The sequence below is a fragment of the Glutamicibacter sp. genome, assembly GCF_032154645.1.
Classification (GTDB): Bacteria; Actinomycetota; Actinomycetes; order Actinomycetales; family Micrococcaceae; genus Glutamicibacter.
Genome location: NZ_JALDXV010000006.1, coordinates 1 through 12,245, shown reverse-complemented (window position 1 = coordinate 12,245; position 12,245 = coordinate 1). Strand labels below are relative to the sequence as shown.

Annotated in this window: 14 protein-coding genes; 13 read left to right on the top strand and 1 reads right to left on the bottom strand. The window is 59.5% G+C overall.

What is annotated here, in order from left to right; genetic code table 11:
* The 5 genes from RUH64_RS06905 to RUH64_RS06885 all read left to right on the top strand — a co-directional run bounded on the left by RUH64_RS06905 (position 1) and on the right by RUH64_RS06885 (position 5,236).
* The gene (locus RUH64_RS06905; RefSeq protein WP_313812357.1) at positions 1-381 is read left to right on the top strand and encodes a hypothetical protein; all 381 of its coding nucleotides are present in this window, start codon (positions 1-3) and stop codon (positions 379-381) included.
* A 206-nt stretch (positions 382-587) separates the two neighbouring features.
* On the top strand, positions 588-2,579 hold the full coding sequence (locus RUH64_RS06900; RefSeq protein WP_313812356.1) for a hypothetical protein: 1,992 nt from the start codon (positions 588-590) through the stop codon (positions 2,577-2,579).
* Complete coding sequence (locus RUH64_RS06895; RefSeq protein ID WP_313812354.1) at positions 2,572-3,327, top strand: phage tail domain-containing protein; 756 nt, start codon at positions 2,572-2,574, stop codon at positions 3,325-3,327. The genes RUH64_RS06900 and RUH64_RS06895 overlap by 8 nt, the downstream gene beginning before the upstream one ends.
* An 8-nt stretch (positions 3,328-3,335) precedes the next feature.
* A complete protein-coding gene (locus RUH64_RS06890; RefSeq protein ID WP_313812353.1) occupies positions 3,336-4,475 on the top strand; it encodes a hypothetical protein in 1,140 nt (379 codons plus the stop codon).
* A complete protein-coding gene (locus tag RUH64_RS06885) occupies positions 4,472-5,236 on the top strand; it encodes a hypothetical protein (RefSeq protein ID WP_313812352.1) in 765 nt (254 codons plus the stop codon). The genes RUH64_RS06890 and RUH64_RS06885 overlap by 4 nt, the downstream gene beginning before the upstream one ends.
* On the opposite strand, the gene RUH64_RS06880 is transcribed toward RUH64_RS06885, so the two are convergent.
* A complete protein-coding gene (locus RUH64_RS06880) occupies positions 5,229-5,657 on the bottom strand; it encodes a hypothetical protein (protein WP_313812351.1) in 429 nt (142 codons plus the stop codon). The two genes, RUH64_RS06885 and RUH64_RS06880, sit on opposite strands and share 8 nt — an antisense overlap.
* Before the next feature lie 24 nt (positions 5,658-5,681).
* On the opposite strand from RUH64_RS06880, the gene RUH64_RS06875 reads away from it, so the two are divergent.
* The 8 genes from RUH64_RS06875 to RUH64_RS06840 all read left to right on the top strand — a co-directional run bounded on the left by RUH64_RS06875 (position 5,682) and on the right by RUH64_RS06840 (position 12,123).
* A complete protein-coding gene (locus tag RUH64_RS06875) occupies positions 5,682-5,882 on the top strand; it encodes a hypothetical protein (RefSeq protein WP_313812350.1) in 201 nt (66 codons plus the stop codon).
* A 38-nt stretch (positions 5,883-5,920) separates the two neighbouring features.
* A complete protein-coding gene (locus RUH64_RS06870; RefSeq protein ID WP_313812348.1) occupies positions 5,921-6,445 on the top strand; it encodes a hypothetical protein in 525 nt (174 codons plus the stop codon).
* Positions 6,446-6,447: 2 nt separating this feature from the next.
* On the top strand, positions 6,448-8,430 hold the full coding sequence (locus RUH64_RS06865) for a hypothetical protein (RefSeq protein WP_313812347.1): 1,983 nt from the start codon (positions 6,448-6,450) through the stop codon (positions 8,428-8,430).
* A 75-nt stretch (positions 8,431-8,505) separates the two neighbouring features.
* A complete protein-coding gene (locus tag RUH64_RS06860; RefSeq protein WP_313812346.1) occupies positions 8,506-9,039 on the top strand; it encodes a hypothetical protein in 534 nt (177 codons plus the stop codon).
* On the top strand, positions 9,036-10,226 hold the full coding sequence (locus tag RUH64_RS06855) for a hypothetical protein (protein WP_313812344.1): 1,191 nt from the start codon (positions 9,036-9,038) through the stop codon (positions 10,224-10,226). The genes RUH64_RS06860 and RUH64_RS06855 overlap by 4 nt, the downstream gene beginning before the upstream one ends.
* Positions 10,227-10,327: 101 nt before the next feature.
* On the top strand, positions 10,328-11,287 hold the full coding sequence (locus RUH64_RS06850) for a peptidoglycan-binding protein (protein WP_313812342.1): 960 nt from the start codon (positions 10,328-10,330) through the stop codon (positions 11,285-11,287).
* A gap of 14 nt (positions 11,288-11,301) precedes the next feature.
* Complete coding sequence (locus RUH64_RS06845; RefSeq protein ID WP_313812340.1) at positions 11,302-11,706, top strand: hypothetical protein; 405 nt, start codon at positions 11,302-11,304, stop codon at positions 11,704-11,706.
* Between the two features lie 81 nt (positions 11,707-11,787).
* Positions 11,788-12,123 carry a hypothetical protein gene (locus RUH64_RS06840; protein WP_313812339.1) on the top strand — a complete coding sequence of 112 codons (336 nt, stop codon included), beginning with the start codon at positions 11,788-11,790 and terminating at the stop codon, positions 12,121-12,123.
* Positions 12,124-12,245: the final 122 nt, after the last annotated feature.

The window sequence follows — 12,245 nt, the reverse complement described above, 5'->3', positions numbered from 1 at the left end:
GTGAAGCTCGTAATCAAAGGCATCGAGTACGAAATCAAAGACGGTATCGCCAAAGCAACCCTCGGCGATCTGTATGTCCTGAAGATCAAATCCGGCATGGGGGTCCAGTCAATCGTTAACGCGTTCAAGCGTCTAGAAAAGTCGAATTCACATCTCGACCTGCTTGAGCATGAGGACGGGATCCAGGCGCTGCGGGCTTTGATCTTCCTTTGCCGACGAGGCAAAGGCGAGCATATCGACTTTGACGAAGCCTCGGATGTCCCAATCCAAGAGATCGGGTTCATCGCCGATGAGCAGGACGAGGTGGGCGCCGACCCAAAAGAAGCCCTGACGGATTCCGATCCGGACGACGAGGATCCAAACGAACCAGTGACCACATAGACGACATCGAGAAAAGCGTCTTTCAGTGGCTGCCGACCATTGCCCACGTTTGGCCTGGAATCACGCCGCTGAACGTGTGGGACATGAAGTACGACATGTGGCTGCTGTTCGTGCGTCACGCCGACAAGTGGACCGAAGAACAGAAGAAGGGCCGCGAGCGGAAGCGTTCGTCGCGGCCGCGTCGCCGGCGCAAGTAAGGAGGGCCCGTGGCTGTACAAAAACTCATGTTCGACATCATCGGCAACGCCAAAGGCGTCGACAAGGCTTTCGACGACATTGTTAAATCAGCCGACTCGATGGGTGGGCAACTTGCCACTGCCGGCAAGAAGGCCTTCGCCGGGATCATGAATCCTAAGCTCGGCATGGCCGCCGGCGGCGCGGCAGGCGCGGCAATCACCAAGGGTTTCATGACTGCCCTGGACAAGGACTCGATCAGCCGTGAAATCGCAACGGGTTTAGAGCTCAACCCCGGGCAAGCCAAGGCGGCAGGTGATGCCACTGCGAGCCTCTATGGTGATGCCTTCGGTGAATCCCTGCAGGACGTTGGCAACGCGGTGGAAACCGTGATGTCTTCCTTCCCTGGGATGAAGAAGGCTAGCGCCGAAGCACTTGATGCCATGACCGGTAAAGCACTGGCATTGAGCAAGACCCTCGAAACAGATATCGGCGAGACCGCGTCCGCTGTAGGGATCATGGTTCAAAGCGGCCTTGCTGGCGATGCTGCCGAAGGAATGGACCTGCTAGCCAAGGCCAGCACCAAAGTCCCCAAGGCGATGCGTGCTGAGCTGCTGCCGGTACTCAGCGAGTACTCGAAGGACTTCGAAGCCCTGGGCATCAAGGGCCCCAACGCCATGGGCCTGATCGCAGATGCGGCGCAGGGCGGATCTATCCAGATCGACAAGACCGGTGACGCTCTCAAAGAATTCATGATCCGTGCATCAGATCTGGATGACAAGGGGGCGCAAGAAGCTCTCAAGGGTCTTGGCCTGTCGGGAAAGACCATGGCCAATGACTTGCTGGCTGGCGGGGACAAAGCGGGGGAAGCCTTCGCCAAGATCATGGGCAAGCTGAAAGAGATCAAGGACCCGGGCAAACAGGCCTCGGCCGCGATCGCTCTTTTCGGCACACCGTTGGAAGACATCGGCAAGAACAAGATCCCAGGATTCCTCAACGCACTCACTGCTGCAGATGGTGGCCTCGGTGAATTTGAGGAATCGGCACACATGCTCGAATCCTCAATCACCGAGGGGCCGCAAGCCGCGCTGACGTCCTTGGGGCGCGAAGCTGAGTCAGCACTCGGCGGCATGGTCGCTGGTGCGCTGCCGGTCCTTGAGCCGCTGCTGCAGGGGCTTTCTCAGTTCGCGCCGATCCTCGCGCCCGTAGTGCTCGCCCTGGGCGCGTTTGCGATTGCCCAGGGCATCGCCAACGCGGTGATGTGGGCCAGCCCGGTGACGTGGATCGTCGCCGGAATTGTGCTGCTGATCGCGGCGCTGGCGCTCCTGGTGGCCAATTGGGATCTCGTCGTTGCCTGGGTGACTCAGGTATGGGGCGGGTTCATGGGCTGGCTGGGCGAGGTTACAGCCGGTTTCATCGCTGGATGGAATGCGATGTGGGCCGCGGTGGGTGCGTTCCTGGCCGGCCTGTGGCAGAGCTTCGTCGACGGCGCCATTTCTATGGGCGTGAGCCTCGTCGGATTCTTCCTTGGGCTGCCTGACCAGATCCTCGGTGCCCTTTCGGGCGCTGGGGCGTGGCTGGTCGAAACTGGCAAGAACATCATCCGTGGCCTGCTCGACGGCATTAGCTCGCTGGCTGGCACTATCGGTTCGTTCTTCCTCGATCTGTTGCCGGACTGGATTGTCGGCCCGTTCAAAGCCGCACTGGGCATCCACTCGCCGTCGAAGGTATTCGCCGGGTTCGGCGAAAACATCGGCGAAGGCGTGCTGATTGGCGTGGAGGACATGGCCCCGGCGATCGATAACTCGATGTCGCATCTGGTGGAAGTGCCGGATGCGCCGGGCCCGTCCAGCTTCGCTGCAGCTACCGCACCCGTGCGGCCCTCGACGCAGGTGATCGAGAAGTCATCGACGTACTCGCCAACCTACACCGTCAGCGGGCCGGATCCCGAAGCTACCGCGCAAGCTATCAAGGCGAAGGAGCGACGGGATTTGAAGACGAAGGGATGGGATCCAGGTGCTTAGTGTCATCCTTGGCGGGGTCGAGCTCAACGATCCGTCATCGCCGTGGGGCTATCTGGAAATCGACGACATCGATGGATGGTGGAATAGCCCCGCGGCCAAGCAAGATCAAAATTCCAGAGTCAACCAGGACGGCGACTACCCGGCCGAGACGTACTACGAATCAAGGTTCATCACCCTGGCCGGTGCGCTGGCAGCGCCCAGCGCATCGGCAAGGTGGGCAGGGTACGAAATGATCAGCGGCTTGCTGGCTCAAGGAGAACGCAAGCTAACGATCAACGCTGACGGCAACACTCGCTGGGCAATTGTAGGGCGAAATGGTCAGCCTGAGATCGATGTCGTAGCCAATCGGCTGATCGAGTATCAAATGACGCTCAAGGCGACAGACCCGTACAAATACGGCAAACCGCATGAAGAGCCCGGCGCCGTGGGTGCAGCGATCGATCTGTTCCACCGAGGAAACGCCATCGCGTGGCCAGTCATCACCGTCACCGGCAGCATGCCCGGCGGGTATGAGCTGACTCTCGGCGGCCGGCTCGTGGAGGTCATCAAGCCCTTGGCGTCGGGATCGACCCACACGATCGACATGCGCACCGGGATCTTGAAAGAGAACGGCGACCGGGCCATGAAAGTTTTTGGCACCGCCGAGTACTTCGGGATCAAGCCCGGAGTGGTGCAGAGCTTCTGGTCCACCCCAAGGACCACTGGATCCGGCAGCGTCAAGATCAACTTCAACGACACCTACATTTAGGAGGCACCATGCCGTACAGGGTTCAAGTCGTCGACGGACGAGTAGACCCGCCAGGAACTGCGCCAACATGGCAATCACGCGTGGAACTGCCGTTCGTTTCGGGCTCTTGGACTCGTAAGCGTAATAGCGGCGCCGGCGGGCAGCTGGTGGTGAACACGCTGGATGAACGATTTAGAGGTGTGCAGCGCCTGCCGGTGTGGCCGTGGCAGTCCTGGGTGGTTATCGAGTGGCGGGCCTCGTCTGCTGCTGCGTGGCATGTGGTCTACGCCGGCGTCATCACAGATGCCTCCTACGACTGGGCGAGCAAGCAACTGACCTTGTCCCATGCGGACATCTGGCAGATCTTCCAGCGGCGTCTTGTGACGAACGATCGGACGAATGACATTGCCACGACGTCGGTCTCCTGGTCGGGGCTATCCGCAGGCACGCTGGTCAAGAGGATTGTCCAGAACTCCACGGACGGCAAGGGCTCACCGCTGGTCTACGCTCTGCCGATCAGCTACCCGCCGGATGCGGCGGGAAGCAAGAAGCTCAAGGTCTACGGGTACAACTTCGAGATTGCCGCGGATCTCATCAACGACCTCATCGAGGACGAAGATGGGCCGGACATAGACTTCCGGCCGCGCTGGTCTCAGGACAACACTCTTGAATGGGTCTTGGAAGTCAACGCCAACAAGAGCGATATTTGGGACTTTGATCTGGACGTGGAACAGGGCAGCGTCCTCAGCATGGTCTACAAGCTCGACGGGTCCGACCTGTGCACGAAGATGTACGGCGCCGGCGAAGGAACAGAGCGCCGAACACTGGTCAGGCAGTCGGACCATAACGACACGAATTATTTGGCGATGGAAGACGTGATGAAGTTTTCCTCGGTGTCGGAGCTTGACCAGCTGCAGTCGATGACCACTGGGGCCCGGTTCCTCCGTGACGGCGCGATCCGCCAACTCGACATGAAGATCCGCGCCGACGGGTCACCGCGGCTCAACGAACTAAGCCTCGGCGGGTCCCTCCGCTGGAAAGCCAATAATGACCCGTGGCTGGTGTCGGGCTGGCATGAGTGGGAAGTCATCGAGTTCTCAGGAAACCTGGCCAACGAAGAAATCACCCTAGTAACGCAAGAGATGGAAGGACGGGCAGCCGACCAATGAGCCGACAGCGCAACGTCAACGACGGAAACGTCGCGGACATTCTCCGCAGGATCCGTCGCCTAGAAAAAAGCTCCAACATGAACCACTCAGCCATCGGCCGAGAGGGTCTAGAAGTTTACGACGGCGGCTGGATCCGCATCCTCAACGGCGGCTTGCAGGTCATCGGCACAGCGACGATCTCGGGTGTGCTCGACGTGACCGGAACATTCAATGCGTCCGGCGACAACAACATGACCGGAACGAACAACCTTTCCGGAACGAACCACCTCACTGGCCCGACCGACGTTGCCGGCGACTTCGACATCATCGCCGGAGGCATCTTCCGCGCAGGTGAGTCATGGATTCTTCCGGACGGTAGCGCGGACTTCGGAGACCTTCATATCGCGCCCGACGGCGCGCTATCCGCCGGAGAATTCCATCTCTTCCCAGACGGCAGCGCCGACTTCGGAACGCTCGGCATCGAGGCGGATGGAACGCTCAACGTCCATAACGATGTGAACATTCTGGAAGGCGGAAAGATCAACGTAGGCAACCTGCAGATCGAACCAGCCAACGGTGGCCAGATCAACTTCCTAAATGGTGCTCTTACCTCGATGCCTGAATTCGGCATGATGCTGAACCATACGAACAACATCGACCTGCAAGCTCCAGTTCTAAACCTGAACGTTACGACTATTCACACCTCATTGCCAAGCAAACCAGAAGCCGAGCTTACGCCGATTGGTGTGGATGCTTCTGGCAACCTGTACAAGATTAGTTAGTTACAACTTCAGGGCAGAGCATATTGCGTGCCGTGCCAAGAATCCGGCTTTCGATTGCATAGTCGATTCCAGTGCTTTCACCGGAGGTTATCGGCTCAAGATTCTTGTTCTTCTTGAGCTTTTCGCAATACATCTTGCCTCGCTCAAGCATGTACTTGTCGGTGATTTTCTTCTGGAATTTCTTTGGAAGATCATCTTTTTTGTCCGAGAGCAAATAAGTCAGTTCGGCTAAGTACGCTTTTTCGTTAGCTTCAGCAGTCTCGCTTGGTGCCTGGGCGCTCGCCGTAGGGGCCAAGGTTTCCTTGGTAATCGTGACGTCTTGGGTAGGTGTGGGCGCCGCTGGTGTTTCAGCGGCAGAGCAGCCGACCAGGGCAAGGGCGGACAAGGAAAGTACAGCAATAAATTTTGGGCGCATAAGCACAACATTAATCTAAGGAGCCTACAAATGGCAGATCCATCTCGCAACCCCAAGATCACAATCGAGCAACGACTCGAAGAACTTGAGAATTCGTTATCAAAAACGCAGCAGGAAAATGTATTGCTGCGTATGGTCATCGGCGAATACAGGCAAAGTCTAGAAGCTGCCAATTACGCATTAGCCATCAACAAAGCTCAACAGAATCTCGCAAAGAAACCCACCGAATAATCGGTGGGTTTCTTCGTTACCAGGAAAGGAACTGAGCCATGGCGCTGGCGACAGTGAGCGGCAACTTGAAGGACGTTGCCGGAGCACCAATGGGGGCTAAACAGGCCGTCATACTTTTCACCCTGAATGAGGCGAATGTCGTTGCCGGATCCGGCGGGCTGCGGCCGAACGCACCAATTGAAGTGAAACCCGATTCGGATGGGGGTTTCAGCGCCAGTCTGGAATCCACTACGGGCATGATGGCCCAGGCTTGGTACAACGTGCAGATCCAGTTCCTGCAGAGCGCCGTGGGTGTGCAATCACAATCCGCGCATGTGATTTGTGAGCTGCGAATGCCGATCCGCGTTCCTGCCGGCGGTGGCACCTTGGACAAACTCATTGATCCGACCGCCGGAAACGGCGGAGGCGGCGGCCCGAACCGAGGCATCGTCTACGTCTCTCAGACTCCACCACCTAATCCTTACCCCTTCATGCACTGGTTGCAGCAGGCCCCGGGGCCCGGTGGAGATGTAGATCCTTTTGACCCGCTGAACACAAGCTATCTCTACGAATGGAGGCCGTAACCATGGGCGAATGGGTAAAGATTGCCGAGCTCGAAGGTAAGCCCGGCGACGCTGCCGCAATGGCGCTACTGGCCAAGATGCCTCAGCGTCGGGGGCTCCTGCCAGATGGTGCAAACGCGAACGATTACTACTTGCCAGAGCACTACGGGATCCACCAGGGCGTTTCGACGGGCGGTTACCTGAACATGCCACCCGCGCCGGCCTCGTTCGTGCTGGAAGTTCTCCCGGCATCGGCAGGTTTGGCAGTAGTGCAGCGCCGCACCGATTCCGACGGAATGATCTGGCGCGAGGCCATTGACGCGGCCGCGGGGCAGTGGGGGCCGTGGCGCAAGGTCGCTGACGAAGCCGATGTGCCGATGCCTGAGCGGCAGCGCATGATCTACGATCTGGCAAAGTCTGATGGTTGGTTCGCGTTGTATGATCCGGCGAATCCGAAGGGCCGCGACCTGATCAACGGCGACGTGGCCACCATCTACGACCTCATGGGCAACCTGCCACCGGCAACGACTACCGTTGCCTCGTCCCGGCCGCGCTGGTCACCGGCCTCATGGGACGGCTACGGCGGCGCCTGGTACGGCGTGGGAGACGTGCCGAACGCATTGCGCACGGGCCTATTCCCCGAAGCGCTGCAGCAGCCGACATTCATCATGACCCTGGCACGCTCCGACATCTCGAACCCCACCGGCCGCGTCATCATCGATGGCGCCACCAACGCGGGCCGACAGGCGATCCTCGCCTCGGCGCTGTATCCGGGCAAGTGGGGATCCTACGCGGGCAACGAGTTCGGTTCGACCGTGGATGTGGATGCTGCTGATCATGTGTTCGGCGCCCAGTTCAACGGAGCATTCTCGACCACTGGTTCGCGATTCTTTGTGGACGGCACACCGCGCACTGGATCGTTTGGGTCTACCGCGAACACCCGACCGTTGGACGGCTTGACCTTGGGTAACCACCAAGCCGGAACCGCGGGGCGTTGGTGGGACGGCCTGATTGGTCCGACACTGATCTACAAGGGCATCCCTTCGGACGATGTTCGGGCGCGCATGGAACGAGCGCTGCAGTCGATTACCCTGCCAGCTTCACTGGTTCAGTCGGATCGGTTGAAGTCGAAGGAAGCTGTGCTGATGCGCGCCGATGGGACGTTGGACTTCGGGAAGCTTCCCGATCAGCCAGAGATCCCGGCCTCGCTGACGAAGATGTTGACGCAGTACGTCGCGCGCAAGACGGTGACGAATGCTCGTTTGAACGAGGCGTTGACGCTCGACAGTACTGAGATGTCCACGATCAACACGATCACCGGCGGATCCTCTCCGGAGATCAAAGCGGGCGACGTGATCACGTGGCGCGAGCTGTTCTATCTGGCATCTCTCCCATCGCACAATGTGGCTGCAGAGCTGCTGGCGGCGCGGGTCGGCGCAGAGCTGCCAGGAACTGACGCACCTCGCGACAAGTTCATTGCTCTGATGAATAGCACCGTGCAGGGATGGGGCTGGACTGGGGCGAACTTCACCACCGCTTCGGGCCTCGGCACCAGTAACAAGGCCACCGCCCGGCAGATGGCCCAGCTGATCTTCCGTATCCGCGACGAGGATTCAACATTGATCGGCATCATGGGGGAACTGACTCACACGGTGACCATTACCGGGCCGAACGCCAGAACCTTCACGATCAACCACTCGATCCCGGTCAACGGAAACCCAAGCTTCCCGGAATTCATCGCGGGCAAAACCGGCACTCTGAACAACATCATCGGCAACGTGTGCATGCTGGTTACCCACGGTGGCACGGTGAAAGCATTGGTGACCATGGGCGCCTTGCCGGTGAACGATCGATACCCGGATGCTCGCACGATTCTGGACGGCAATGCCTCAACAACGTTGAGCCGTTCGCCTGGGCTGACGGAATTCATCAACATGTTCTTGCAGTCCTTGAACAATCCGAACTCTCGTCTAAAACAAGCCCTGGACGAGCTGTATTTGCAGTAACCGAATCGATCATGAAGCGCCTGCAGGGAGGGCGCATTTTTTGTGCCCACCCTGCAGGTGCGCTGAAAGGCAAGAATGTCTGAGACCGTATTGCTCGCAATCATTGGCGGTGCTGTCACGCTGCTGACAGCCTTGATCGGGAAGCTGTCCTTCGATGTTGGCAAGACGAAGAGAGATGCGAGCTCGGCAGCCAAGAATGCCAGTGCCGCGGCTGCCGACGCGAAAGAAGCCCGTGAGCAAGTCAAGAATACGCACACAACTAACCTCCGCGAAGAGCAGGACGAACGGCACGAAGAAATCACGGCAGCCCTCTCGAATCTGAGAGATGTTGTCGACGGCTTGAAATCCTCGACTACGGAGACTGCGCGGGACGTGCGAGGCCTTCGGGAAGATCACTACTCCACCCGGAAAGACATGGGCCTGATACATGCACAGACGAGGAGTATTCACCGCGAGATCTCGGAGCTGAAAGCAGTTGACGAGCAGACGCGCCAAGAACACCTCGATGCGGTAGCTGAACGTGGCCGCCAGATGAACCAGCTTCGTTCGGATATTCCGGGAATTGTGCAGCGCGAAATTAGGAAAACACAGGACGGGGGAACGTCATGACAGTGTTGCCAGTAGGGCGTGCAACGGGAAAAATCGAGGGGCGCTTTGTCGTAGGTGTCACTGACGGCGCGGACCCTGACCAGGATCCGGACGTAATCCCAGTTTCTGGCACTGCACTTTTCAAATCGTCCATCGCGTACATCCCGGTGGTGGGGGATCCTGGTGGCCCCGTTACGTGGATCCTCGGCCGCGTTGCTGCGATCTTCGACGAGGAAGGGTATTTGGCCACTCCTTACCCGAAGGGGCATCCCCGGGAAGGTGAGGTGATGTACCGCGGGGTCTTCCTGCACGCCACGGATGACACCGGGGGCCTCGTTACAGACTGGACGTGGACCGTCGAAATAAACCTGGATAAGGTCGACGGTTTCGAAATGAAGTTTCCATCGTCAAATTTTGCCGTTCCTACAGGTTCGGTACAGGACCTAACCACGTTGGTGAAGGTTCCATCGTCACCAGGATGGGGATTGCCGCAGTCGGAGGCGGCCGCGCTTCGGTCTGCAGAGTCGTCGGCCGAGTCTGCTGCGTCTGCCGAGGAATCGAAGCAGGCAGCCCTGGTGGCCCAGCAGATTTCGGATGGCGTGCGGGCTGACGCAGCCGCGGGCGTGTTCGACGGACTCTCCGCTTACGAAGTCTGGCTGGGCCTCGGCCACACGGGGACCGAAGCCGACTTCATGAACTGGCTCAAGGGTCCGCAGGGCGACCCGGGGAACGCAACCCTGCGAGTCGACTCGACAGTCGGGGAGCGGGTCTACGTTTCCGCCGGAGCTACAGAGAAGCTGCTGTCGGCAACCACGTTCATGCGTGACGTTGCCAGCCTTTTGACTGCCAACGTGGCCATCGAGACGGATGGTTACGCTCGCATGATTCGCGAGAACAATCGAGTGACGCTACTACTCAAGAATGTAGGATTTCTCGGGTCCGCAACCTCGAACTATTTCTTGGCCGCATATCCGATCGGGTTTCGGCCGTCGGGCACTTCTGGCCGCATCCCGGTGTACATGAACTCTTCGGGTAGCACGAACATCTCAGGAGTCACCGTTCGGTACAGCGAGCGGGATATGAGCATCATTAACCGAACTGCCACACCCAAGTTCGGCGACCAATTCTCAATCACCCAGATTAGCTGGCTCACCAACGATGCGTGGCCCACCGCCGCTGCGCTCGCCGCGCTGCCTGTCGTTCCGTAGGAGCGCGAACCAAACCAAGCCCTAGGCCAAATGGTCGGGGCTTTTCTTATGCCCTGGTGCCGTCCGGTGCCAGGGCCTTGTCATACCCGAAAGGAAACCCCATGGCTACATGCCAGAACGGCTGGCCAGTCATTTTTGACTCGTCATCTTCGCAGCTCACGCGGATCCCGAAGATCATCGGCAAGGTGCACGGCGGCGACGTCGCGGTCATCCTCACCGACATTGTTCTCTACGTCGATCGGTACATCGAAGACGTGGACCAGGGCGAGGATGATTGGGGCCATGCGGTCCGCCCGATCCGCGGAAAGACCAAGGGCTATTCGAACCACGCCGGCGGTTACGCGGTCGACGTCAATGCCATGCGCCATCCCCGGGGTGCGATCAATACTTTCGCCGCGGCGCAGCGCGCAGCGATCCGCGCACGTCTCAAGTACTACGAAGGCACCCTGCGCTGGGGCGGCGACTACAACCTGCTGATTTCGAAGCGCGATGACATGCACTTCGAGATCGTCGGTTCGCCGGCTGCGGTCAAGCGAGTGGCCGACAAGATCCGCCGGGCCAATGACGGCAAGGTCGAGGAAGTCACCAAGCCTACCGGCGGCACGTCGAAGCCTGCACCGAAGACCAAGACCGTCTGGAAGGGCATCTCGGTCAAGGACGCCAAGAAGATCCAGAAGCTGCTCAAGTCCCTGGGCATCTACACCGGTGCGCTTGATGGTGTCTACGGCGAAATGACCCGCGCCGCGGTGAAGCGCTACCAGGAGCGTGCGCGCAAGTACGGCGGCGCCACCTTCAAGGCCGATGGCTACTGGGGCCCGACCACGCAGCGCTGGTACGAGTGGGTGCGCGACACGCTGCAGCCGGCCGTCGCCAAGTGGGCCGCTTCCCGGCGCCTGGGCAAGCTCATCGTCGACGGCGACTACGGCCCCGTGCTGGCCAAGCACGTCACCGCGATCCAGAAAGCCAACTGGACTCGCTACGCCAAGCTCGGCGGCGGCAAGGCCGACGGCCAGGCCGGTTCGATCACCTGCCGCATGCTCGACATTCCACCCTTCAAGTAAAGGAGAAACACCCCATGGATACAGATATCCTCATGGCCGCGATCGCCGCGGTCTTCACCATTGCCTCGGCCCCGGTCATCCAGTGGCGCAAGACCCGCGACTGGTCCAAGACGCTCAGCGTCGCGCTGCCGGTCGTGGTGTCCCTGGTAATCGCTGGCGCGTACCTATTCGCGACCGGCGCGCTCACCGGGATGCAGATCTTGCCGGCGTTCCTCGTCGTGTATGGCCTGCAGCAGCTGGTGTACGGCACGATCGTGAAGCACATCGACGCGCTACGCGAAGCCAACGATCCGCTGGCCAGCGGAATTACTTTTGCGGATCCTGGCGACCAGGTCGACATCGAACCGCAGGAGGATTTCTCGACTGACGCGGCCGAGGGTTCTTACCCTGGCTTCGACGGAGAGACCTTCCGCAAGTAGGACATAGCCAACCGCCCGACCATTTTCGTGACGTCACGAAAATGGTCGGGCTGTTTTCCTCGTTAAGGGACAATCGGTTCCATGACAGTTCCACCCAACGAAGCTATTCGCGAGTACCCGGTCGGACAATATCCATATGTTGAAGTGACCCTGCCAGGGGAACGGCTGCTGCACGCCAGGATCAAAGCATGGGCCGGTGATCTCATCTTGATCGAGTACCCACCGAGAACCGCGGCCGGGACCTTCGAGGGAGATCCGGAGCTACGCTGGGTCGACAAGGGCGCGGCGCGCCGTGTGCGCCGCGCTGATGCCCTGTGGGCGCACTCCGATGACGACATGCAGTGGCACGCTGATCAGGACAAGACGATCGATTACAGGGCCGATCCGTGGCTGGTCTACAAGGATCGAAGAGTCTAGACTCGTCCTGAAGCAAGGTATAGTCCATGCTTGACTAGGCGTTTCACTGAGTCCCACTTAGCGGGTAGTCACCACCGTCATGCCTATGGTCAGCGAGCTGCTGGACGGTGAGCGGCTGTTCG